Genomic DNA, 25,141 nt, shown 5'->3' on the forward strand with positions numbered 1-25,141 from the left:
GCTAAATATACCACCCGGGGGTATGTTAGTCAATACCTGTTTTTTTAAAATGGGACAGAAAATGCAGGGGATGTGCGACGGCCCCTGCATTTTCTTCACGTATTGGCTAAAAGTACTTATTTACGCATTATTTATCAGAGATAAAAATTCTTTGACGTTCGCGGCTGCGTCACCAGCGTAAATGGCGGAGCCGGCAACGATGACGTTGGCGCCGGCCTGGACGATTGACTGGACGTTGTCTTTTTTGATACCGCCGTCGACTTCGAGGTCGGCTTTGGAACCGGTGGTTTCGAGCATTTTTCTGACGGCTTTTATTCTGTCAAAGCTTTCAGGGATTATTTTCTGGCCGCCGAAGCCGGGTTCCACTGTCATGAGGAGGATCATTTCAACCTTGTCGATGAAAGGCTCGAGTGCTGATACATCTGTGCCGGGTTTAATGGATATTCCGGCACGCTTTCCGAGGCTGTGAATCTTGTCAATAACAGCCATGGGATCCTCGGCAGCTTCCAGATGGAAGGTTATGCCGTCAGCTCCGGAAGCGGCTATTTCTTCAATATATCTTACAGGATCCACAATCATAAGGTGTACATCAAAAAAGATATCGCATGCGCTTCTGGCACTTTTTATAACCGGCATTCCAAGTGATATGGACTTTACAAATACACCGTCCATAACATCTACATGAAGGTATTCTGCTCCTGCTTCCTTTACATCAACAATCTGCTGTCCCAGATTCTTGAAATCCGCCGACAGAATAGAAGGACTCAAAATTCTCATTTCTAAATACTCCTCGATCATAATATTTTAATAACTCTTATTTGAATTATACATCTTTAAACAGCAATAAGAATAGTATTAGTTAATTCTGATATAAAACAGCCGGAGCCGGCGGACATTCATTTGAATGCCCGCCGGCTCCGGCATACGTATAAAAAGATCAGCCCTGGCCGTAGTATGCGTTAGCACCATGCTTACGGAAATAATGCTTATCCATAAGCTCCTGAGGTGCCGGCTTTACATCCTTATTGATGAGTTCAGTCCAGAATGCCATCTTAGCAACTTCCTCTGCAACAGCTGAATTATGAACTGCCTCGTGAGCATCCTTACCCCAGCTAAATACACCGTGGTAGTTGCAAAGTACTACAGGAACAGCTACAGGATCCTTTTCCATGCGCTGGAATTCAGATACGATAAGTTTTCCAGTGTTAACTTCGTAAGCTGTATCTATCTCTTCTTTTGTAAGACATCTTACGCAAGGAATCTCTTCATAGATATAGTCGCAATGTGTTGTTCCGTAGCATGGAATGCTGCGTCCTGCCTGTGCCCAGGCTGTAGCATAAGGTGAATGAGTATGAACGATGCCTCCGATATCCTTGAATGCCTTATAAATCTCTACATGTGTAGCGGTATCAGATGAAGGGTTAAGCTTTCCTTCAACCTTATTGCCCTCAAGGTCAACAACTACCATGTCATCAGGAGTCATGTCATCATATTCTACTCCACTTGGCTTGATAACAAAAAGTCCTGACTCACGGTCGATCTCACTTACATTACCCCAGGTAAATGTAACAAGCTTGTACTTTGGAAGAAGAATATTTGCCTCATAAACCTTTTTCTTAAGTTCCTCTAACATTAGAAAACCTCCTAATTATTAATAATATTCCTGACCACGATTATCATCGCGGTAGCACACAGTTTTTAGCATCTGAAAAGAATACTTTCAGATTCCATCTTATATTATAATGCAGCCGTTATTGAAAGCGCTACTGCTACACCCAGTGCAAAAAGCAATACTCCAACAATAAGTTGTATTGGTTTTGCATTATTTTCCCTGATCTGATGACTTTTTTCATCATAGAACAGTGTGATCTTATCTCCTATGGGAAATGTTTTCTCATACTCTGAATTCACATGCAGACACATAATGTTTTCATTTCTGTTCATTTCATATTTCACCACAGGATAATAAATAATTTTATCTCCTCTTAAGATCTTAGTTGACTTGGATATCTGTCTTTTATAAGTATCAATTATTTCAGCTTCAAGGGATTTAAGTCCCATACGGGAAATACTTACATAATTGTAAATAAGGCAGACACCGGCTCCCATAAATAACAAGCCAAGACTTCCCATGGCATATATTTCATTACCCTGGTTTGTCCATAGAGCTATAAGTATAGTAAGTGCTCCTCCAAGCATTACGGCGACAGGATGAAATACAGAACTCTCATCCGCATCATTGATTACGAAATTTCCCAAATCCGATGTTTTCGTCAGGCGCACCTGCTGTCCCACTGCATATTCCGTCGGAGTCTTTATTGCGTGTATTTCTTTATTTCCTGTTTTGGGATTTACATATTCAATCGTAGTATTGAAGTAATTGAAGACTTCCCGGTCTTTCTTGTCCTTCTTGACAACGTGCTCACAGCGCACCACAAGCCCTGCTACAGATCCATGCCTGTGACTTGTGAGCCAGTTTCTCACCTGACCTGAACCCAGAAGAAAAATCACAATTCCCGGAATATATAAAAAATACTGTGTGAAATCCTGCATTACGCCTCCAACCATCACTTAACTACAATTACTTCCATTCCTAATCCCCTAAGCCTTTCAAGGATCTCTGGATCTGACATGTCATCCGTTATCAATGTTACCGGCTGCTCATATATGAAGCTTCCATACAGGCTGCTTCTTTCTGAACCGTGCATAAGTTTGGTATGATCTGCAAGAATATAGAAAGACTGCTTAGTCCTGCTTATCATGGCTTCATTGATACCTATCTCGGTAGGTATGTCATACCTGAACTCACCATTATCATACACAGCGGCACAGCCTACAAAGGTTTTGTCCACAGACATATCCAGAAGATTTCTCATAACGTAATCTCCCACCATAGCCTTGCCTCTGACTTGTCCGCCGGTAATGTGTATGGAAACATTATCAGGATACTGTTCTTCAAATACCCATCCGTTATTTGTTATTGCGGTGATATGCTTGTCATTTACAAACTTAAGTATTCCCAAAGCAGTTTTACTGGCATTTATAAAGATGGTATCCCCATCCTCAAGAAGATTTGAAGCATATCGTGATATCTTATCACGATAAACTGCAATCTCGGGAGTCATCAGTTTCGTATATCTGCTTCTTTCAAGAGACATGGCACCTCCATGTGTCCTGAAAAGCATCTGCCTGTCCTCCAGATACTGGAGGTCTCTTCTGACTGTCATGGCAGATATACCGTATAGCTCAACCAGATCCTCTACCTTTATCTCACCCCGCTGGTTAACAGCTTTCAGGATATTCAGTTGTCGCTCCTCAACACTTTTTCGCGTATTCTTCATTAGTAATCTCCAAGAGCATTTTTTTAGTAAATAGGGTAGAGTCGTTTAACACAAATGGTACTGATGCATCGACTCGGAAAACACACTTATTATATACGGAAATACTGATTAATTACAGTCTTTAAGTATGAGCTTGTATATCACTTCCGCAACTGCAGAATTGTTGTTGTCATTTTCTGTTACCATATCGGCCACATCTTTTAGTTTTTGTGTTGCATTTTTTGTAGCCACACCTATCCCTGCCTGTTCCAGCATGGGAATATCATTTTCTTCATCTCCGACTGCTATGGAATGTCTCTTATCTATTCCAAGAACCTCCATAACCTTGTCAATTCCTGTTCCCTTATTCTGTCCGGATATCACGATCTCAAGCAGCGTACTGTGAGAAAGGAATGCATCGATCCGGCCATCGGATATACACTTTAGTCTGGCACCAAACTCTTCAAGTCTCTCTTTTGAGGATTGATCCACACCACTTATCTTATATGAATAAACATCACTTAGATCATCATCGGGTATGAGCTTATATTTTAAACCCGGAAGACGGCCTATATAGTATCTGAGATCATCATCTTCCCAATGGGACTCACAAAGTACATCCCATTCGTCAAACATATGGATATGCACCTTCTCTTTTATTGCTTCGGAAGATACCAATTTGATAAGTTCAGGAGATAAAGTAGATTTATACAGAATCTTTTTAGTAAGAGGCTCATAAAGGAGACCTCCATTAAATGCAAGAACGTAACATCCCTCTCTTTCAAGGGACAGCTCCTTGATGATCCCGGTCACTCCAAAGAGAGGACGACCGGTATTGATGATAACTTTATGCCCTTTGGAAATCATCAGATCTATGGCATTTTTGTTATCATTGCTTATCCTTTTTTGATCATCCACAAGAGTTCCGTCAATGTCAAGAAACAATACTTTTTTGTCCATAGCGTTCTCTTTTTTCTTTATATGGAATAACAGCGAAACTCTATATTTTTGAATTTCGCTGTTATCAAAGACTTAGTTATCTAAATGAAGAATTAATCAAGCAGTTCTCTCTCTGCAAGTGCTGCCTCGATTTCCTTATCTGACATAACATTCTTAAGAGGAATAAGAACTGTTCCGTTGGCCTCAACACCCTCAAAAGTGTTAACAAAGGTCTTTGCGCAGAACACAACATCATAGTTTCTAGAAGCTGTCTTTCCTTCAGAGATAGGTGCATGACGAAGCTCTGCAACCTTGATGCCGTTACGTGTAAGAACCTTCTTAATAGCATTCTCCATCATAAGTGAAGAACCTGCTCCATTTGCACAACATGCAAGAATTTTCTTATTATCTAATTTCTTTGCCATTTAATAGCCTCCTTTGAGAATATCGGAGTGACACATCTTTCGAAAGAATATGTCACTCCTTTTTTAGTTACATGTGATAATGTTTAAACCCCCGACTTAAGCATTCTTCTTAGCAATGTGCTCCTTGTATGCCTCATAGTCCTCTGTGATAAGGAAGTATCCTTCAGGATCCTGACGATACTCAAGCTGAGGAAGAGCAAAGAGGATAACAACAACGATAGCGATACCAATATATCCAAGATAGTGCATAAGAACTGTGAAGCAAGGCCATACTGTATCCCAGTCGAACATTCCGAGATATCCGCCGTAGTTTGCAAGTCCAACCCATCCTGAAATGAAAGCTGCACCGAATACCTGGATAAGACCTGAAAGGAATGGAATTATGAGACAAGCCTTAAGTCCGCCCTTTTCGTTGGCAACAAGTCCGATTGTAGCATTATCAAAGAATACAGGAACGAATCCGCAGATGATGATGGTCGGGCTACCCATAACGATAAGTGCAAGGATAGCAACGATCTGACCTGTAAGACCTGCAAGGAAACCAAATGTAACAGCGTTTGAATCACCGAAACCGTAGCAAACTGCACAGTCAACACCGGGAACTGATGCAGGAAGAAGCTTATCAGCGATACCCTGGAAAGAAGCTGTGAGCTCTGTAACGAATGTACGAACACCGAGCTGAAGGATTGCAAGATATACAGCGAACTGAAGTGATGTATTGATGATGTAGAAACCAAAGCTGTCAACCTTCATTGAACCATTCTCAACGAAGAAATCCTTACCGATAACCATCATGATGATTCCGAAGAATACAGTCATGAGGATAGCTGTACATACCATATTCTCGTTAAAGATTGAGAAGAAACCAGGCATCTCCATCTCGCCAACCTTCTTAACTTCTCTCTTCTTCTTTCCACCGTCTGTTCCGAATAACTTGTCTGCAAGGATATAAGCAAGACGGATACCGAACATCTGCTGATGAGCGATAGCAAATCCTGCACCATCTGTAAGCTCCTGCATAGGCTTAACTGTAAGGTTTGAACCAACTGCCCAGTAAGAACCGAGAATGACAGCCATAACGATAAGGAGTGTCATATCGTTGTTTCTGAGTGCAGGAAGCGCGAAGAGGATGAGCCAGTAAGCTGTAGCAGCCTGCTGTACCTGAACGTGACCTGTTGTGAAGAGTGAACGGCACTTTGTGATCTTGTTGAATCTTACAAGTAAGATATTTACGATGAACGCGATCAGGAGAAGTGTCAGAGCCTGTGAGAAGCCCTTTCCAAATACTTCTTCAACACCTGCCTCTACGGCGTTCTGTCCGTAGTAAGGATCGATAACTGCTGCATTAAGGTTGAAACGCTCACGAAGACCTGCAAGGATAGGTCTGAAGTTACTTGTCAATCCACCGGAACCAGCATTTAGGATCAGGAAGCCAACAATCGCTTTGATAGTACCACTGAGTGTCTCATACCATTTTTTGCCCATAAGGCAGTAACCGATAAGTGTAAGAAAGCCTACCATGTAAGGAGCCTGTCTTAAGATATAGGTCGTGAAAAATTTCCAAATTTCCACAAGAATAGACATTGATTTTTTTCCTCCATTTAATAAATAAACAATATTTAACTTTTATTCTTCACAAGGATACTTCTTAGCTGCTTCAAGAATATCCTCAGGTGATGTTGCTTTGGCAAGTGCATCGATAAGCGGCTCGTTTAAGAAAATCTCTGTGAGCTGTGAGATGTTGTCCAGATGCTCATCAGGATTTGTGGAAGAAAGTGTAAAGAAAACATTGGCTTCCTTCTTCTCTCCGTCCTCATCTACGCCGAAATCGATAAGCTTTTTTGATGCCATAAAACCTATGCCGGTCTTTAATGCACCGGTTGCATTTTCCTGAGTATGAGGCATAGCGATGTTATGCTCAAATACTACATATGGTCCATACTTCTCGATGCATGCAACGATCTGTTTGTAATAATCCTCAGATACAGTGCCTGACTTAATCATTGGAAGTGTTGACAGTCTGACAGCTTCCTGCCATGTGACGCCCTCTCCATCGATGAAACTGTAGTTGCCGGTTTCAACAATTTTTTCTAAAACTCCCATATGTTTCCCCTTTCATTTACAGACATGATCTGAATGGAATATTCTGTGGATGCTCGAAGCAATCCTCGAATCCTCTGCGGTGGTGATAGTAGATCTTATCCTTATCCTGAGGATATACATACTTTCCGCCTACCTGCCAGAAGAATGGATGGAACTTGTACTCATTACGATCTTTCTTGAAATCGTAAAGAAGCTTGATCTCTTCGCAGTCAGCCTGGAAGTTTGTCCATACATCCCAGTGGATAGGAATAACAACCTTGCACTGAAGGTTCTCAGCCATTCTCAGTACATCAACAGATGTCATCTTATCCTGCATACCGATAGGATTCTCTCCAAATGAGCCGAATGCCACATCAATGTCATGATCCTTACCATGCTTAGCAAAGTAGATTGAGAAGTGTGAATCACCTGAATGATAAATGTTTCCACCCGGAGTCTTAACAAGGTAGTTAACTGCCTTCTCATCCATATCTGTAGGACACTTTCCTGTAAGCTCTTCTCTGTCCTCTCCGGTTGAATCTGTTGTTACGATACAGGTTCTGTCAAAGCTGTCGAGACATACGATCTCGATATCCTTGATTTTGATCACATCACCGGGCTTTACAACCTTACATCTCTCAACAGGAACTCCCCATTTAACCCAGGTATCAACTGACTTCTGTGGTCCGATGAAAGGAACAGGAATCTCTTTTCCGTTCTCATCTGTTGTTGTCATTCCTGAATTGATAACATGTGCTGCCCACTCAGCTGACATATGATCCTGATGATAATGTGTTGCAAGAACTGCATCAACCTGCTTGAAAGCAAACGGATCGATCACGAACGGAACATTTCTCAAATTAGGCTGCATCTTACGTCCGCCGCACATATTTGCCATCTGGTGTCCAACAGCCATCTTGCCGTTTCCATGGGTTCTCTTTCCGTTGCCGCACCACAAATCTATGGTAAGATTTGCGCCGCCCGGAGTCTTGAACCAGATTCCTGTACAACCAAGCCACCACATGGCAACCTGACCCTCGGGAACAACCTCATTCTCGATATCCTCGACCAACCATGTTCCCCACTCAGGGAATGTGCTATTGATCCAGCTCTCTCGTGTCATTTCTGAAATCTTGCTCATCAAAGATTTCCTCCTTTTTATAGATTCATTAAAATAACTCAATGCGCCTTTATGAAAACATTAACAGAATAATGTGAATTACGCAATAACTAATTGTTTGCTTTTATGTTCGTTATTTTTCTGTATTTTCCCTCTTTCCACCCTATAAGTCTCGTCAAATGGCGGTTTTATCACTATTTTATAAAAAATTTATATGTTCGTTTTTCTGATTATTTAACACATTAAAAATTTAACACGATTTTTTGTGCATGTTTTTCATTATATTGGTTATCAATACCTTGTATTAGTAGATTTTTTTGTATTATAATAGCTTTGGCTTCAGCAAAAATTCAAAAAATAACAGATTCAGAAGGCAATACGCCTTATTTTTGAACCTGTTATGTTTGTTTTTACGTTCATTTTATGAGCGTTTGTTGCATAAGTTAATCCAATTAAAGGAGAACGATATGAAAGCATACAGTATCGGCCTTTATGAAAAGGCCATGCCGGGAAATCTTTCCTGGAAGGAGAAGCTACTATGTGCAAAGGAATGCGGTTATGATTTCGTCGAAATATCCATAGACGAAACAGATGACAAGCTTTCCCGTCTGGAATGGTCCAAAGAAGAACGTCTTGATCTCATCAAGACTATGTTCGAGACAGGTGTTCCACTCAGAAGCATGTGCCTGTCCGGTCACAGAAAGTATCCCTTCGGTTCCAAAGATAAGGCCACAAGAGACAGAAGTATGGAGATCATGGAAAAGGCCATATGTCTCGCCGATGACCTTGGCATAAGGATCATTCAGCTTGCGGGATACGACGTTTATTATGAAGACAGTACCGATGAAAGCAAGGCTCTTTTCCTTGAGAACCTGAAAAAGGCAACTCTTATGGCTTCGGCAAAAGGCATAGTCATGGGATTTGAGACCATGGAAACAGAATTTATGAACACCACAGAAAAGTCCATGAAGTATGTTTCTGCAGTTGATAATGCCTACCTCGGGGTTTATCCGGATTCCGGAAATCTGACAAACGCTGCAAAAACCTATGGAACCAGCGTTTTAGATGACCTTGAAACCGGCCGCGGACATCTCTTTGCATTGCATCTTAAGGAAACAGTCCCGGGCAAATTCAGGGAAATCCCATTCCTGACAGGTCATGTTGATTTCAAGAGTGTTGTAGATAAGGCCTGGGATCTGGGCATCAGACGTTTCGTAACAGAAATGTGGTATGTCGGTCAGGACAGCTGGAAGGAAGACATTAAATTTGCCAATAAGAGCATGAGCGAAATCATTGATAAAGTTTCAGAGTCTAAATAAGAGGTGAAAAATATGCATGTAGAAAAAAAGGTAATATCAAATCTCAATAAGTGCTATTCCATGGCAGAGCTGAACTACAAGGGTCAGCATTGTTTCCTTGTTGCAGCGGAGAAACAGGATCCCTGCTATCTCTTTAGTGAGGACGGAACACAGCTCACAACAGTATGGGAACAGCCCGGCGGAGTTATGACCATGGCACAGGTTCCTGGAACAGACGGACAGTTCCTTGCAACCCACAAGTTCTACTCCCCTAACGATTCACTTAATGCAAAAATCGTTATCGCTACTCCAAAAGCGGATGGTTCTTTTGATATAAGAACTCTTGTTAATGCTCCTTTCGTTCACCGCTTCGGAATCCTTCACCGCTCAGGCGTTGATTATCTCATTGTCTGCTGCCTGAAGTCAGGACACGAGTATAAGAACGACTGGCGTTTTAAAGGTGCCTGCTACGGTGCGGTACTTCCAAAGGATCTTTCAGGATTCAATGAAGATAATCAGCTGAAGCTTACTCTTTTAAAGGATGGCATGCTCAAGAACCACGGCTATGCAAAGACCACACATGGCGGTCACGAGGCTGCCCTTGTTGGATGCGAAGAAGGAACCTTCCTGTTTGATCCGCCTGCAGTACCCGGAGCAGACTGGACCGTAACCCAGGTTTGTGATGTTCCTTCAAGTGATTCGGTTCTCATTGACTTCGACGGAGACGGAAAGCCCGAGCTTGGTATGATAAGCCCGTTCCACGGAAATTCACTAACAATCTGGCATCTTGATGAGCATGACAGATATGTTCCTCAGTGGAAGTTTGCCGGTCCGGAAAAAGACACAGAGATGGTTCACGCAACCTATGCCTGTGAGATACTTGGCAAGCAGACCTGGATCGTAGGATGGAGAAAGGGAACCAAGGACACCATCGCCATCACATGGGACGAAGCTGCAGGCGATTACCATGTTGACTACATCGACAAGAACACCGGATGTGCAAATGCCCTTCATTTCAAGGACAAGGACGGCGTTGATGTAATAGTTGCAACAAACCGTGAAATAGACGAAGTAGCTTATTACAAGATTACAGAATAACAAAAAAACCGGGACGGTTCACGAGAACCGCCCCGGTTTTTTTGAATTCTTTTTAATCTTTCACCTTCTTAATAAGCATAAGAACATTTTCATCTCCGTCTCTTTCATAAAGGACTTTGTCCATGGATTTCTTCACCATAAAGATCCCGAGACCGCCTATCTGACGTTCTTCAGCTTTTAAAGTTATATCAGGATCTTCTCTTGCAAGAGGATTATAGAATATCCCCTTATCCCGGAAGGTGATCTGAACATTATCCCCCGATGGATCCCGGGATAAAGAAACGCAGGCCAGACGAGGAACTTCCGGTCCCATCTCCTTATATGCATAATTAGCAATATTTACAAAGATCTCTTCACAGGCGATGCAGATCTTTATTTCCATAGGTGTACTGCAGCCCATTTCAGCCAGATACTCACTGATATAATCCGTGACATTATCGAGTTCATCGAGAACCGCATCTACCACGATTTCTTTTCTGTTGATCTCAACTATATCCTTCATAGTCATCGCACCTCATATTACAGCATCTTGTGAATCATCCTGCTCTGTACTGTTGCCCCTGTAAGAGAACCCCAGCATTGTGATATCATCAAACTGCTCCGAATCTCCCACAAACAGGTCTATCTTTTCCTTTACCGCCCTAAGAATTTTTCCGGGATCAGCACCCGGATCAATGTTTAGAGCTTCCAGCATTCTGTTTGTGCCAAACTGCTCGTCTTCAGCATTGGTAGATTCAGGAACTCCGTCCGTGTATGTAAACAGCGAACCACCGGCTTTAAGACAAAATTCATATTCCTTATACTTTGAACCTTCCATAGCCCCCAAAGGCAGACCGTGATCATCTTCCATAAGTTCAAAGGATTCCGCAGGTCCCTTAAGGGCCGGGTACTCATGTCCTGCATTTACGGCCGTAACCTTACCGGTTTTAGTGTCAATTTTTGCAAGCCAGGCAGTGACGAACATGTCCTCTTTATTGTTATCGCAAAGCTGATCATTTACTGTACGAAAAACCTCAGAGGGAGATATGCCGGGAAAAGCATTGGTCTTTATAAGTATCTTGCTTATCATCATAAAGAGCGCTGCCGGTATTCCTTTACCCGAAACATCCGCCATTACCAGCACGATATTATCATCGTCAATTCTGAAGAAATCATAAAAGTCTCCTGCAACTTCTTTGGCAGGTGTCATGGTTGCATAGAGATCAAAATTCTGTCCTTTTGTAAAATCCTCAAAATCCACGGGCAGCATATGTGCCTGAATATCCGTGGCCAGAGACAGTTCCGTTGCGGTACGTTCTTCCCTGGAAATTGCTTCTTTCAGATCCGCCTGATATTTACCGAGGGACTCTGCCATGTTGTTGAAAGATACAGCAAGACTGCCTATTTCGTCATTCGTATTCACCAGGGTTCTGTGCCCGAAATTTCCCAGACTTATCTTCTTCATATCATCGGTCAGAACCTTCAAAGGTTCACTAAGATTATACGATACTTTTCCCGCAATATACATTGAAATAATACTTAATATGAAAAACAACAGGAAACAGGTAACCAGCACTGATTCTATAGTAGTTTCAATAGTCTGGTTCATCAACCCGGTGTTTTGATCTATTTCATTTTCTATACTGTTTATGGGTCCCATTACAGAACTAAGCGGACTTTGTATCACCAGTCTCAGATTGACATAATCTATATCCGAATATGCAAAAAGATATTCCTCCCGGGTTTCCGGATCTGTACTGAACAAAGCACCGGATTTTGCATATTTCCCTATTATTTCGTTCAATCCGTAAAGTCCCGGATAATTAACAGATCCGATGGTCATATCCTGTTCATCTTCAGTATAAACCTTACCGGTTTCTGCAAGAACAGCGCCTTGGTTATCCAGGAGAATCGCAAGATCAGATTCATTCATACCTTTACTGACTATGTCACTGAATATTTCCTCTGTGCTGACATCCAAAGCAACGCATCCGGCATATTCGCCGTTTTTATAATGGAATGGCGCCACACAGGTTATGACATCTCCCCGGCCAAGCCCGTCTTTATAGTGCTCCGTAAAAACCGGATCCGGACTTTCCTTGCCAAGCTGATACCATCCGGTATCTTTAAAATCATAATATTTTGTATTGGCAATGCCCTGCTCAGTCGAAGATACTTTCTCATCATAGGTAAGCAGCAATCCTTCTTCGGTGGCGATATAAAGGGCAGTTATCTCGGGATGGCGGCCTGATATAGACCTGCAAATATATTCAATATTTGAGAGAATCCCGGCCTTGGCCTGATTTTTTTCATCATAATCAATGTTTTCATCGCAAAGGGTAAGGAACATTGAATCATAACCCAGGGGCAATCCATCACCCCACACAATATCTTTCCTTGTGAATTTTCCCGGTTCCTGAAGAATCTCCTCAGCGTAAGCAGCCAGGTATTCTGCATCCTCCATATAGGTATAGAATTTTACACCGGCGATGTTTGCTCTGTCGCAAACCGTGTTCTTTACATTATTTCTAAAGGAGTCCCGAAGAGCCACTCTGCTTTTCTGCGCCGCTTCCCTGCCGAACTTAATGCTTTCGGTTTCCGCCTCATTATGGACGAATCTTAAGGCATATACGCATACAACCGTAGATAGTATGATGGCTGCTATGGCAACGCACAAAGTCATGCCCGTGAGTTTCCTTGCGAAGGATGAGTTACTCTTTTTCCTTCTTCTGTTGTTAATATGTTCTCTCAGTCGGGTTCTGATATTTTTATGATTCATGACTCTTCACCCTCCTGCGGCTTTTTTCCGTTAAACTGCAGGCAAAGCATCGTAAAATCATCAAACTGCGGTGCATCCCCCACAAATTCATCAACGCTCTTTTTCATAAAGGACAGGATTTCTTCGGGAGCCTTATCTCTTATTTTGTTTAATGCCTCAGTCATCCTGTCAGTCCCAAACAGTTTTTCCTCCCTGTTTGCGGCCTCAGTGACACCATCTGTGTACAGAAAAAGCTTGCTTCCGGGTGAAAGCATAAACTCATATTGTTTGAATTGTATATCTTCCATGCTGCCCAGAGGCAGGGTATGTTTATCCTTCATAAGTGAGAATGCTTCGTGCGAAAGCATTATCGCAGGATACTCGTGACCCGCGTTGCAGGCTTTTACCATGCCCGTTTTCAGATCAAGTATCCCCAGCCATGCAGTCACAAACATATCGTCCTGATTATTTTCACAAAGTTTCGCATTTACATAGCTGAATACCTTTTCCGGAGAGTCCTCAACATAAGTATGAGTCTTTATAAGCGTCTTTGTTATGGCCATATACAGGGAAGCCGGAACGCCTTTGCCTGATACATCTGCTATTACCATTGCAAGATGATCTTCATCGATCAAAAAGAAATCGTAAAAATCTCCGCCCACTTCCTTTGCGGTATTCATGGAGGCATAAACATCAAAATCGTGTCTGTCCGGAAAAGCAGGGAATACACTAGGCAAAAGACTTGTCTGGATACTTTTTGCCATGGAAAGTTCTGCAGCAATACGTTCCTCTTTCACGGTAACACGTCTGATAGTTTCCATGTATTGCTGGATAGAAGATGCCATGAGGTTAAATGTCCTTGCAAGATCACCTATCTCATCCTTTGTATCAACTTTTGTCCTATGAGAAAGATCACCATTGGAAAATTTTCGCACATCAGATTCCAGACGCCTGATGGGATCGATCAAGCTGAAAGACTGAATCGTAACAACAACAGCAGTCAGCAGGAGAATAACCGCAAATATAATGAGACATTTATTGACAACCTGTCCGGAGGCCTCATCAAAATTCCTTGATACAGTTTCAACACTGTTTCCTATTTCGAGCCTTATGTCTGAAGCAGCCTTTGTAAATGCCTCCTTAGGTGCCTTAACAACAAAGATCCAGTTGGTATGTCTGATGTAGGATGCTCCGATATAGCAGATCCCTTCGGGCTCCTCAACGGTATATAATACCGTTTCGTCTTCCCCAACCCCACTGAGATTACTTATCAGTTCATCAATTCCCTCGAAACTGCCTTCAGGATCATCATCCGTCATATCTTTGCAGGCAAGTATCCTGCCATCAGGTGTAACGATATACGCTTCCATATTGTCGGATACATTACTGTTTACCATAGCCCGGTACAGATCGTCTGTATGTATATCGATGCCTATACATCCGACAAAGTCGCCATTCCCATCAAAAAATGGTATAGCACAGCTTGTTACACTGCCTTTAATAAACTGATCCACGTATCTTGAAATAAATGTGATCTCCCCATTATTTTTGGCAAGCCTGTACCAGTCCCTCTGCCTGTATTCATAATATCTGTCATCGCCTTCATTGTCTGCAGCTATTTCAGCAAAATCATCATAGCTTATAAGTACGCCTGTTTCCGTACCCACATAAAGATCTACGTACTCCGGGTTCGCTTCTTTAATAGGCTTAAATATTTTGACTATATTTGCTATTAATTCAGCCTCATCCTTAACCTTACCTTCATAGATGACATCCTTATTCGCCAGAAGTTTGTACAAAGACATTTTGCCTGCCATATCCATAGAGATATCAGGTACATGAACGGGATCAAAACGGTCACTGTATTTATAAATGTCATTCATAAACGACTGAAGATAGCAAGCGTCATTCATGTAACTGTTTATGGATTCGTTTACATAGGCCATTTTTTCGCCAAGCTGGTCTCCAACCTGATCCTCAAGGTCGGCGATCATCGCTTCTTCACTAAGGTCAGCTGCGCTATGGGCAAAACCCACGCTTATCCTCTCAGTGGAAGAATGAACTCTTTTTATGGCAAAAATACTTATAAAGGAAGAAGCTATCAGCGTAATGACAACAAGGCCGATAACGGCATTGGACAACTTGTAAAAAATGCTGCTCCTGTTTATATCAACAGTATCTCCAGAAGCAGCATCCTTTTCCCTACGTAATTTTATGATTGTTTTTAAATATAATGCGAATGCTGTGAATATCAATATAATTAACAGAATAAGCATTATTGTTGCCTTGCGGCTGCCGATCATTGATACACCTCTTTTAGCATTAGTCTCTTAACAGATTTATACTCTTAAGAACATTGCCCTCAAAATCATATATGCTGAACACATCTCCATCCATTATAGCATAACTGTTGGGGTTGCCACCCTTTGGAATAGAGGTACTTCCCGGATTCAGATGATAAAAGCTTATGCCATCCTTTTCCATTTTCTCAGCATTGATAATATGTGTATGGCCATGTAAAAGTACATCTCCGTCAGAAAGAGGCGGAAGGTTCACTTCATTAAACACATGACCGTGGGTTGCAAAGATAGTATGGTCATTCAGTACCAATATGGCATAATCTGCAAGTACAGGAAACTTAAGCACCATCTGATCCACTTCAGCTTCGCAGTTTCCTCTGACTGCCCATATTTTGTTATTCAAAGGATTAAGCATTTCTATGACTTCCTTAGGAGCATAGTCCCTGGGAAGGTCATTACGGGGTCCGTGGTACAGTATGTCTCCGAGTATGATAAGGCGCTCCGCACCGCTTTTCTCATAGGCTTCCAGGGTTTTTCTGCACCAGTATGCGGAACCGTGAATATCGCTGGCGATGAAGTATTTCATTGGTTTTTCCTTTCATATGGATGGTTTAATTGGCCGTACCCGCTGGCGCTCCGCCAGGTCAGGTTCGGCCTAAGGAAGGCCTTCACCTGATCCCTTCGGGACGAGAGCTCTGCTCTCGCCATTTCGGTCGGAGTTTTGCCGATGCAAAACTCCTCCACTCTTACATCCTCTCAGGTGCGCTAAATCCCAGGGTTTCTATACAGGTGGTGAGGACCTTCCATGTTAACATGAGGAGGCTCATGTAGCCCTGTTTCTTTTTCTCATCAGGCTCGCCCAGGAACTTAACATCATGATAGAAACTGTTGAAAGCGTTGGACACTTCATAGATGTAAGAACAGATACGATGAGGTGCAAGCTCTCTCCATGCACCGTTTATCTCATCCTGATATCTGGTGAGAAGTGTCTCAAGAGTGCGTCCGCTCTTATCTTCAACAGGAAGTATCTCAAAATCTACAGAATGTGCATTAATATAATCTTTTACCGGCACATCTTCTCCGATGCCCTGCTCCTGCATAAATTTACGTATAATAGAGCTGATACGAACAATGGTATAAAGGATATATGGTCCGGTGTTTCCTTCAAAGGAAGTGAATTTATCAAGATCAAAGATATAGTCCTTTGTAGCCTGATTGCTGAGATCGCCGTACTTAAGTGCAGCAAGGCCTACAAGTGATGCAATCTTTTCGGCCTCTTCAGCGCTTATCTCATCACCTCTTGATTCCTTTATTCTCTCAAGTACCTTTGCATTGGTTTCAGCTATAAGCTTCTCGAGTCGGAGAACGCCGCCCTCTCGTGTCTTGAAGGGCTTTCCATCCTTACCGTTCATGGTACCGAAACCTATGAACTTAAGCTCCTCCTCCGGTCTTACGTAGCCTGCCTTACGGGCAACTCTGAAGAACTGGGTATAGTGGAGTGACTGACGGCTGTCCGCAATGTAAATGTATTCATCCGGCTTATAGAGCTTTTCACGCTCAATGATGGTGCCAAGATCTGATGTGGCATAGAGCGCACCACCGTCGGATTTACGAACCATGCATGGAGGAATTTCCTTAGGATCTTCAGGTTCATTTACATCAACAACGAGAGCTCCCTGTGACTCGTATGCAAGTTCCTTATCGATAAGATCCTGAATAAGTCCCGGGATATACTGCTGGGCATCACTCTCACCCTTCCAGAGATCAAAGTGAACATCGAGGTTTCCATAATTCTTCTTAAGATCCGCAACAGAAACTGCCATGATCTTCTTCCATACCTCACGATACTTAGGATCACCTTCCTGAAGCTTTACAGTGGCAGTATGTGCACGTTCAGCGAAATCAGGATTGATCAGTGTTCCGTCTTCATTCTTATCCTTTGCTTTCTTGGATGCAAATGGATATATTTCTTCAAGCTGAGCTATATCAAGTTCCTCGTCAAGCTGTCCTCTGTCCTCAAGCTCAGCTATGATAAGTCCCATCTGAAGTCCCCAGTCCCCGAGATGAACATCACCTATAACTTCATTACCCTGCTGCTTAGCCATTCTTTTAATAGTTTCTCCGATAACGGCTGAACGAAGGTGCCCAACATGGAGAGGCTTTGCAACATTGGCTCCGCCGTAATCTACGATGATTTTCTTTCCCTCATGGGCGTCAAGTCCGAGATCCTCACGGAAGGTCATCTCGTTAAGGTATTTCTTAACCAGGTCCTCAGAGAGGTTAATGTTTATAAATCCCGGCATAACTGCTGAAACTTCAGAAAACATAAGGATATCATCTCTCTTCATATCCTTAAGCTTTTCTACAACTTCATTTGCGATATCAATAGGCTTCTTGTGGTACTGCTTGGCGCCGGCCATGGCTCCGTTACACTGATACTCGCAAAGGTCAGGACGATTGGAAATAGTAACCTTTCCAAGTTCTGAATCATAACCGCAAAGTGCAAAACCGGTTCTTACCGCATCTCCGATAACATTAAGTATGGTAGTCAATGTGAAACTCCTTTTATCTATAAATATGAAAATTTAAGCGAGCAGGTAAACCCTTACTCATTATGAGTTAGCCGTCACATGGGTGTTTGTACAATTATACCGCACGCGTAACAACTTTAACGAGATTAAAAAAAGGTTTCCTTTCGGGAAACCTTTCTCAAAAACGGAGATTTCTCCGTAAATCTTTATTTAAGATTAACCACGAGACTCGTACTGACCAGTCTGTGTTGAAACGATAACCTTGTCTCCGATGTTGATGAAAAGAGGAACCTGGATATCAACACCTGTCTCAAGAGTTGCAGGCTTTGTAGCACCTGTAGCTGTGTTGCCCTTTACACCAGGCTCTGTGTGAACAACCTCAAGAGTAACCTTAAGAGGTGGCTCTACTGCGAATACCTTACCCTGGTATGAATCAACACGAACTGTCTCGTTCTCCTTAACGAACTTCATGGAATCAGCGATCTCATCGTGTGAAAGAGCGATCTGCTCGAATGTCTCAGGATTCATGAAGTTGTACATCTCACCATCATCATAGAGATACTGCATATCCTGTCTGTCGATGTGTGCTGGAGGGAACTTCTCTGTAGGACGGAATGTACGCTCTGTTACACCACCGTTGATTACGTTTCTAAGCTTTGTTCTAACGAAAGCTGCTCCCTTACCCGGCTTAACGTGCTGGAACTCAATAATCTGAACAACCTGACCTTCGATCTCGAGTGTGACACCGTTTCTGAAATCACCTGCTGATACCATAAAATCCTCCTAAATAATGAAACTACTGAATATTTCTATTCGGTTTGTTTATCGTTTTTTAATTAAATTCTCGTGCTTTGTGGCACCATGATAAGCCATTACGGCACTCGAGCTCACAAAATACTGATGTATTTTAATACATTAGAAAGCATAATGCAATACCTTCGTTGATTTTTTTGGCTGCGGGCGGCCCGTTAAAGAACACCTCGCCCGGACTTATAACAAGATAAATTCATTGAGATTAGTAATGTATTACATCAGTCTCACTTATGATTTTTTCAATAACAGATTTTGCTTCGTCGCTTGTGAAGTATTTGTACGTCGTCTCGGGAACAAGGTCTTTTATGCTGTCAAGCTCTCCGTCGTGGATTGCTTTTCGGACGGCGGAGGCGGAAATCGTCTTACCGTCGTGTTCTTTTCGAGGGACTATGTGGCACTCTATGCCGGCTTTCGGCAGGGCTTCAGACATGATGTCGTTATAGATGCCTGTGACAAGTGAGGTTGGTTCGTCTCCGACGAATCGGGAATTTATCAGGAGCTTCTTTGCGATGCCTTCAAATACGTGGAGGTCTATGCCCGCCTGGCTCTTTATGACAGCATTATCGCCTTTCTGGAAGTAGGCGGGGAAGGTTGCCGAGCTTATGATATAGGATCCCGAATCATGATATATGATTCCCTTGAGGTCGGCGGTGCCTTCTTCGATGAGTTTTCTTCTTACGGAAAACGGAACAAGGCTTGCATCTTCGGAGACCATGAAGAGGTGGAGTATGTCGCAGTTCTCCATGGCTTTTTCAACGAGATATCTATGGCCGAGGGTGAAAGGATTTGCGTTCATGACTATGGCTGAAACCTTAAGTCCGGAAGCTTCGACAGTGTTTGCACCCGAAGCTGATTCGGTTTCGTTCTGCAGTTTTGCTTCATAAGCCTTTGCTTTGTCAAAGTCCATTTCCTGCAGCTGCGCTAATGTCTCTTTCTTCAGGTTCTCAAGATAGTCCCTGAAGCCGGTTCTCTTGTTTTCCATGAAGACGATATTACACTCTTCCATACGGGCTATTTCTTTAAAGCCAAGGCTGTTAAAGAATAGTGCAGTATTACATTTGGTGTACAGGAAGATATGGTAGTTCCCTCTGCTGAACTGATATTCGATAAGATGGGATACTATATCGTTCATCAGGGCTTCTCCCTGATGGTCGGAGCTTACCGCCATACATCTCAGGGTATTTCCAAAGCAGCTTCCTGTTGCGATGACATTGTAGTCATCATCCAGCATGGCTGCTGTGTAATCCAGATTTTTGTCGAGGTGGATGCCTTCTTTTTCCAGGAGGTCCTCCACCAGAGTTTTCATATAGCGGTCCCCGGGACCCACTGATGTAATAGAATAATTTGCTTCTGCCATTTAATATATGTCCTTTACTAAATTGAATGGGTTACCTGACCGTACCCGCTTGCGCTCCGCAGGTCAGGTTCGGCCCAAGGAAGGCCTTCACCTGATCCCTTCGGGAATATATCCTTGTTTCTCTAAACAAGGATGCCGCCCAGCCGGCGAGGCTGGTTTCGACCCCGTCGAAATCAAACGAAAATGCCTGCGCGAAGCGCATCTCAATGGCATTTTCTCCTCTCGCCATGTCGGTCGGGATTTTCCCGATGGAAAATCCCTCCACTATTAAAATCGATGTCCACCACCGCCGCCGTGGTGGCCGCCGCCTCCGCCGCTGCTGTGATGACCGCCGCCTCCGCCGCCATAGTGATGACTTCCGCCGCCTCCGCTTGAGGAAGGTGGTATATATCTCTTGGTCTGTCTCAGGAACTGTTCCACACTGGCGCCAACTATAAAGCTGTTTACCGCATGTACCAGAACCTCTTCACTCTTTATTTCTCTCTTATAAGCCCTTCTTGAAAATGCGAGAAGACCGTAATTTATAAGAAGTGCAAGAATGATGGCGAGGACGGCATTACTGGTGTACTTCATAGGCTGGGCAATGCGTCCGCCTTCAAGCACCTTCTGCATCTGTTCGAAAACAAGGGATGCACATCCATAATAGTCAGCCTTAGTTGCCAATCTGTAGGCATTATCAGTAATTGTCTCTGCCCTGTCGTTACTTATGATTCCAAGAACCTCTCCATCGCTGTGGATGAAGATCTCTCTGTTTGCCATATCGATCATAAACATGGTTCCGCTGTCCCAGTCAAAAAGCTCCTGGTATCTGCTCTCAGTATAGTATCTGGTCGAATCCGAATGGGCTTCTTCATTGGTTACGAAGGCAACATTACCATATTCAGTAATGCCTTTCATTTTAACTACAAGGTCATTTTCCTCATCATCAGTAATGAGGTCTGCAGCATCATCAATATAAACCACATAGTTAGTCTCCGGGTTCGTATATTTCACTTCCCCTGCAAAGCTCTCAGAGGTAAAAATGAAGATCATCACCAGCATTCCTAATGCAGCTCTCATAAAGGATGAAAATCTGTTATTTCTTATTGCCGCTTCATTTGCCTTATATTGTTTGAGGATTTCTTTCATGGTAAGTCCGGTCAGCAGCATTCCCAGAAATCTGTTTTTCTTCTTAAGCATGAATGTTACCTCCTTCCCTGTCAAAGTACTCCGGAATGGGATGAGTGGACAGGATATTGTACTTCTTAATGATTCCCGTAATGGTATAAACTATTCCGGCGAAAACCGTGGTAGCTGCCGCATAAAAGATAATGTCCTCAACGGGATTCCATACAAGTACCACAGCGGATATCACAAGTCCGGCTATAACGCCCGCCATCTCTGTGTAGCTGTACTTTTTAGCTGCCTTTTTGTCGCCCTTTGCTTTGGCCTTGGATGCCTTCTTGCTGTCCGTCATATAAATAAACAGGACAAATAATCCTACGATCAAAAGGATGCCCGCAACTATAAACCAATACTCTATCACTACGAATAATACACCAAGAACCACCTCCAGTCCCCAGTACGCCATGACCAGATATCCAATTATACCTCCGCAGCCTGCCGGCTGATGTTCCTTCTTTCCACCTGTTTTGGTCTTGAACTCTTTGTAGGCATTGGATTCCACCTTTGCGCCGTCTTTAAAGACACCCTTGCATCTTGCGGCAACATAACCCTGGTCTTCCGTCGGGTCCTCCTGCTTCTCAATCTTATCTATCTCTTTCAGATACAGGATTCCTGTTATCAGTGCCATGATCAGTGCGAAAATCAGAACAGATCTCGGCATGATAGTAAACTGCAGGTTAAGTAGGATAAAGATTGGTATGGCCATCAGGAAAGAAGCTATATAGAATGACTTGAAATCCACAGGGATATCTGCAGAAAGCTTTCCGGTGACACCATTCATGACAGAATAGCATACACGGTCTCCCTTCCTGTAGGTAAGAAACCATACGGGAAGCATCGCCTCTTTTTCTCCGTTGTACTTAAGCTTAACCACTTCCTCGGCTTTAATGACGCCGGAGCCCAGATTGTCTCTGTCAAAACCTTTCTTTTTGCATTCCTTATCAATCTGTTCGAAGGTATGCTGCAGAACATAAACCTCTGCATCATCCCTGTAAACATCTGACGGAACATCCGGAACATCCGCGTAGAATCCGCATAAAAATGATGGTGTAAACTCTATCATGTCTTTTGCATCGTAAGGAGCTATAACCTCCGCAATGTGGTCATTAAAAGAGCTGGAAGCATCAAAAGCTATTCCGTCAAACTTACCATCAACTTTCATGGTGAGATTATATTTGTCCGTTATCTCATATCTTCCCTCTATCTTGGACTTGGAAACCGGAACCTCGGCCTCAGGTCCAACAGAAAAACCATATACCCAGTATGGCATGTAAATGCCTACAAATCCGGATAATGCCTCAGGGTCTGTCAACTCCTTGGGGGCATAAATCGCCCCCTTCATTCTCTTCACAAACTTTTCCTTACAGGCAGCCTTATCGATTTTGAAAGGAATGATCTTCTCCGGTCTTCTCTCGTTACTGATCCTTGAGGAGAACACCGCCGGCTGTCCGCAATAACTGCAGAATCCGGCCGCACTTAAATTGGTACTGGATATCTCCGCGCCGCAGCTCTTACAGGTGAATATGGTCATCTGCATTACACGTCTCTTTCCACCGCCACCGGCATCTTCAGTTCCCCTGGATGTCTCCTGAGTTTCATCATTAGCAGAATCCGAACCTGCCACGTCTCTCTCCGGAGTCACAGCATCAGCGGAATCCGGACTTTCCGCAGCTCCCTCCCCGGTTACTTCCGGAGCCTCTACTTCTATAATCCGTTCCTCTGCATCCTGTTCCTTTTCAACAGAATAAGGGTCATATTTGGTATCACAATGCTCACATTTAAGCATCTGTGATGGTATATCGAATCTCAGATCTCCACCGCAATTCGGACACTCATACATAACTACTTCCCTCCAGCTTCAAAAGTAATATGGTTACAGCGAGAATATCCGCAGCCCCGCCGGGACTGATATTCTTCTCAATACATTTTACATTAAGTTCTTCAATTGCCGAAAGTCCTTCTTCACTGAAAGCCGCTCCCAGCCTGACGATTTTTGCGCTTTCCGTCCTGAGCCATTCCATCTCCTCATATGAGCTTCTGGTGAGAACATTGGTATCCCTGAGCTCCGACATGATGGCCATGAGGGTGCTAATGTTTACGGCATTTTCATAATGCTCATCCCGCATGTTTCCTTCATCTTCAAGGAGGTCGGTTCTCAATGCCGCAACCCCGGCAATCTCACTTTGAAGTTTCATGTCCCCGGAAATATTCATAAACTTTCTCATGGCAGGTATGCCGATGTCACGGATAATGGGGAAACCCTCCATAGCCTGACCACGGATGCCCTTTTCACCGTACTTATGATAGAGCTTTTCGCCATGGGATTTCGGCTCGCGATTTGCCATCTCCTCGAAATCTCTCTCAAGAATTCGTGCAGACATTCGCCTTCCGGTCTCGAGGATTTCAACTATATCAAAGAGTCTTTTAACTATATCTGATTCATCACCTCTGACGATTTTATCTGTTCCTGTTTCTTCATCTCTGACAGTTTTATCTTTCCCGAAAAAGCTTCTTTCATCAGGCTCTGTCTCATTATCACATGGTTCATGGAATAACCTTCTCCCTGCATTTATGCCTGCTGCCGCAAGAAGTATCCCCATGGTAAAGATCATACCCTTATGGGTGTTGACATTACCGGTTGCAGCATACATGGCTTTTTCTGCTTCAATTCCGGTTTTTCTAATATTTAAGAAAACCAATTCTTCGTCTGTGATTATTTCTGCACCTGAGTCAACCAAACCTGAATGAGTTTTTGTTTTAATATCATCCGGGTTCCCGAAAAAACCGGGATCTGATTTTTCATAGCATTGATGATCCAGTCCCTGCCTGAACATTTCTACAAGATAAGGCGTTATAGCTTCAGTGCTGGCCAGAAACGTCTCAAAAGTCATGTCCTTGTGAGCACCTGTATCTCTTCTGTCCACAAGTCCTGGCTTGGGGGTAGCATAAACCTCCCCAAGCAGAGCATTACGCACATACCATCCGACCAGCTCCACAAGCTCTTTATAGTTTTTAGCTTCATTATCATTGCCATGTTGCATATCAGTATCATCCCAGCTTTTACAGTCCTTGACAAAGTTCATATATACAATCTTACACTTGTAAATATAATCAGATTATTTTTTTCACTCATGAACTTTTGCATTCCTGATAATCCTTTTTATCTCTTCTACCATTTCACTGACCTTGTGGGACCTGTTCCTTGCGCAAAAATGGGCTTCTTCCTCACACATAAGGCACTTTCTGGGACCCATTCCAAACTCCTCACGGCTGACCTTTGTCCCGTCGGTTTTTATCACATCAATGTCATAAATACGGCCCAGCCTGTCTACCTCTTCTATCTCACACATGGCTTTCTTAATGTTTACAGAGTTACTGTCGACAGAAGCATAAAAAACATATCCGGTTACGTATTCCTCTGTTTCCTCATACACGATTCTTAAGTCATGCTCCAGAAGTTTATTCTTAATCCTGATGACTCCTTCATGGAATGCCCACGAAAAATCCTCTGACACTTTGTGGGGGCCGGGAACATTGAGCATAAAACATATTACGGGAAATCCGGTTTTTTCTATGATACTTCTCTGCATTTCAACTCTGTGATCCCTTGCTTCCATCATTTCAGGTACAGTAACCTCATGATCATAATCCAGTATTTCCGGCATTTTCCATCCTCCTAAGCCACACCTTTTTCTTACATTCCGCACTCACGGACCTTAAGCACGTCCTTACGTGCTTACTGGGAACACCAGCCCATTGAAAGTCGCTTCGCGAGGGCTGGTGCTACATGACAGGTTCCTTCGAAACCTGCCACAAGTCATGTGGGGCGTATCATGAATTCTATATTCCACCTTTGTGTAAACAAAGGAGAAATATAGAATTCATAACACTTAGTATCATTATACAAAATAAAGACGTTGTGATGTATCCCTAAGACCATCACAACGTCACTTTTAT

General features: G+C 43.1%; 23 protein-coding genes. 3 read left to right on the forward strand and 20 right to left on the reverse strand.

What is annotated here, in order from left to right; all coding sequences use genetic code 11:
* Positions 1-120: 120 nt before the first annotated feature.
* The 9 genes from rpe to ulaG form a co-directional block, all read right to left on the reverse strand.
* On the reverse strand, positions 121-777 hold the full coding sequence (rpe, locus tag BLV86_RS10560) for a ribulose-phosphate 3-epimerase (protein ID WP_090816991.1): 657 nt from the start codon (positions 775-777) through the stop codon (positions 121-123).
* 160 nt (positions 778-937) lie between these two features.
* Positions 938-1,633 carry an L-ribulose-5-phosphate 4-epimerase gene (locus tag BLV86_RS10565; protein ID WP_090816993.1) on the reverse strand — a complete coding sequence of 232 codons (696 nt, stop codon included), beginning with the start codon at positions 1,631-1,633 and terminating at the stop codon, positions 938-940.
* Between the two features lie 104 nt (positions 1,634-1,737).
* Entirely contained in the window at positions 1,738-2,553 is an 816-nt protein-coding gene (locus BLV86_RS10570; RefSeq protein ID WP_090816996.1) for a DUF3592 domain-containing protein, read from the reverse strand.
* Between the two features lie 14 nt (positions 2,554-2,567).
* Positions 2,568-3,341, reverse strand: coding sequence for a DeoR/GlpR family DNA-binding transcription regulator (locus BLV86_RS10575; RefSeq protein WP_090816999.1), 774 nt, complete (start codon positions 3,339-3,341; stop codon positions 2,568-2,570).
* Between the two features lie 108 nt (positions 3,342-3,449).
* Complete coding sequence (locus tag BLV86_RS10580; RefSeq protein WP_090817003.1) at positions 3,450-4,280, reverse strand: HAD family hydrolase; 831 nt, start codon at positions 4,278-4,280, stop codon at positions 3,450-3,452.
* A 92-nt stretch (positions 4,281-4,372) separates the two neighbouring features.
* A complete protein-coding gene (locus BLV86_RS10585) occupies positions 4,373-4,684 on the reverse strand; it encodes a PTS sugar transporter subunit IIB (RefSeq protein ID WP_090817006.1) in 312 nt (103 codons plus the stop codon).
* Positions 4,685-4,780: 96 nt separating this feature from the next.
* Positions 4,781-6,268 carry a PTS ascorbate transporter subunit IIC gene (locus tag BLV86_RS10590; RefSeq protein WP_090817011.1) on the reverse strand — a complete coding sequence of 496 codons (1,488 nt, stop codon included), beginning with the start codon at positions 6,266-6,268 and terminating at the stop codon, positions 4,781-4,783.
* Positions 6,269-6,310: 42 nt separating this feature from the next.
* On the reverse strand, positions 6,311-6,787 hold the full coding sequence (locus tag BLV86_RS10595; RefSeq protein ID WP_031549702.1) for a PTS sugar transporter subunit IIA: 477 nt from the start codon (positions 6,785-6,787) through the stop codon (positions 6,311-6,313).
* A gap of 16 nt (positions 6,788-6,803) precedes the next feature.
* Positions 6,804-7,907, reverse strand: coding sequence for an L-ascorbate 6-phosphate lactonase (gene ulaG / locus BLV86_RS10600; RefSeq protein WP_090817014.1), 1,104 nt, complete (start codon positions 7,905-7,907; stop codon positions 6,804-6,806).
* A 446-nt stretch (positions 7,908-8,353) separates the two neighbouring features.
* On the opposite strand from ulaG, the gene BLV86_RS17830 reads away from it, so the two are divergent.
* Together BLV86_RS17830 and BLV86_RS17835 are read left to right on the forward strand one after the other, a co-directional pair.
* The gene (locus BLV86_RS17830) at positions 8,354-9,205 is read left to right on the forward strand and encodes an L-ribulose-5-phosphate 3-epimerase (protein WP_044916246.1); all 852 of its coding nucleotides are present in this window, start codon (positions 8,354-8,356) and stop codon (positions 9,203-9,205) included.
* Positions 9,206-9,217: 12 nt separating this feature from the next.
* Complete coding sequence (locus BLV86_RS17835; RefSeq protein ID WP_031549708.1) at positions 9,218-10,282, forward strand: hypothetical protein; 1,065 nt, start codon at positions 9,218-9,220, stop codon at positions 10,280-10,282.
* A 52-nt stretch (positions 10,283-10,334) separates the two neighbouring features.
* Here the strand turns inward: BLV86_RS17835 and BLV86_RS10610 are convergent, their stop codons facing one another.
* From BLV86_RS10610 to BLV86_RS10620, 3 genes are read right to left on the reverse strand one after another with little or no spacing between them, the layout of a single operon-like run.
* The gene (locus BLV86_RS10610) at positions 10,335-10,784 is read right to left on the reverse strand and encodes an ATP-binding protein (protein WP_031549709.1); all 450 of its coding nucleotides are present in this window, start codon (positions 10,782-10,784) and stop codon (positions 10,335-10,337) included.
* 12 nt (positions 10,785-10,796) lie between these two features.
* Positions 10,797-13,040: a SpoIIE family protein phosphatase gene (locus BLV86_RS10615; RefSeq protein ID WP_090817017.1), complete on the reverse strand. Its 2,244-nt coding sequence runs from the start codon at positions 13,038-13,040 to the stop codon at positions 10,797-10,799.
* Positions 13,037-15,055: a SpoIIE family protein phosphatase gene (locus tag BLV86_RS10620; protein WP_175456509.1), complete on the reverse strand. Its 2,019-nt coding sequence runs from the start codon at positions 15,053-15,055 to the stop codon at positions 13,037-13,039. Before BLV86_RS10620 ends, BLV86_RS10615 begins: the two co-directional genes overlap by 4 nt.
* 21 nt (positions 15,056-15,076) lie before the next feature.
* On the opposite strand from BLV86_RS10620, the gene BLV86_RS17840 reads away from it, so the two are divergent.
* A complete protein-coding gene (locus tag BLV86_RS17840; protein ID WP_175456510.1) occupies positions 15,077-15,229 on the forward strand; it encodes a hypothetical protein in 153 nt (50 codons plus the stop codon).
* 112 nt (positions 15,230-15,341) lie between these two features.
* Here the strand turns inward: BLV86_RS17840 and yfcE are convergent, their stop codons facing one another.
* The 8 genes from yfcE to citX all read right to left on the reverse strand — a co-directional run bounded on the left by yfcE (position 15,342) and on the right by citX (position 24,849).
* Positions 15,342-15,905, reverse strand: a complete 564-nt coding sequence (gene yfcE / locus BLV86_RS10625) for a phosphodiesterase (RefSeq protein ID WP_090817022.1) — start codon at positions 15,903-15,905, stop codon at positions 15,342-15,344.
* A 160-nt stretch (positions 15,906-16,065) separates the two neighbouring features.
* Positions 16,066-17,871: an arginine--tRNA ligase gene (gene argS, locus BLV86_RS10630; protein WP_031549716.1), complete on the reverse strand. Its 1,806-nt coding sequence runs from the start codon at positions 17,869-17,871 to the stop codon at positions 16,066-16,068.
* 195 nt (positions 17,872-18,066) lie between these two features.
* Complete coding sequence (gene efp, locus BLV86_RS10635; protein ID WP_031549717.1) at positions 18,067-18,624, reverse strand: elongation factor P; 558 nt, start codon at positions 18,622-18,624, stop codon at positions 18,067-18,069.
* A 241-nt stretch (positions 18,625-18,865) separates the two neighbouring features.
* Positions 18,866-20,020, reverse strand: a complete 1,155-nt coding sequence (locus BLV86_RS10640) for a [citrate (pro-3S)-lyase] ligase (protein WP_090817025.1) — start codon at positions 20,018-20,020, stop codon at positions 18,866-18,868.
* A 267-nt stretch (positions 20,021-20,287) separates the two neighbouring features.
* The gene (locus BLV86_RS10650) at positions 20,288-21,199 is read right to left on the reverse strand and encodes a TPM domain-containing protein (protein WP_090817031.1); all 912 of its coding nucleotides are present in this window, start codon (positions 21,197-21,199) and stop codon (positions 20,288-20,290) included.
* On the reverse strand, positions 21,192-23,024 hold the full coding sequence (locus BLV86_RS10655) for a hypothetical protein (RefSeq protein ID WP_090817036.1): 1,833 nt from the start codon (positions 23,022-23,024) through the stop codon (positions 21,192-21,194). The genes BLV86_RS10650 and BLV86_RS10655 overlap by 8 nt, the downstream gene beginning before the upstream one ends.
* Positions 23,017-24,267 carry a triphosphoribosyl-dephospho-CoA synthase gene (locus BLV86_RS10660; protein WP_139297908.1) on the reverse strand — a complete coding sequence of 417 codons (1,251 nt, stop codon included), beginning with the start codon at positions 24,265-24,267 and terminating at the stop codon, positions 23,017-23,019. Before BLV86_RS10660 ends, BLV86_RS10655 begins: the two co-directional genes overlap by 8 nt.
* 42 nt (positions 24,268-24,309) lie before the next feature.
* A complete protein-coding gene (citX, locus tag BLV86_RS10665; protein WP_090817039.1) occupies positions 24,310-24,849 on the reverse strand; it encodes a citrate lyase holo-[acyl-carrier protein] synthase in 540 nt (179 codons plus the stop codon).
* Between the last annotated feature and the right edge of the window lie 292 nt (positions 24,850-25,141).

This window comes from Oribacterium sp. KHPX15, from assembly GCF_900107835.1.
Taxonomy (GTDB): domain Bacteria; phylum Bacillota; class Clostridia; order Lachnospirales; family Lachnospiraceae; genus Oribacterium.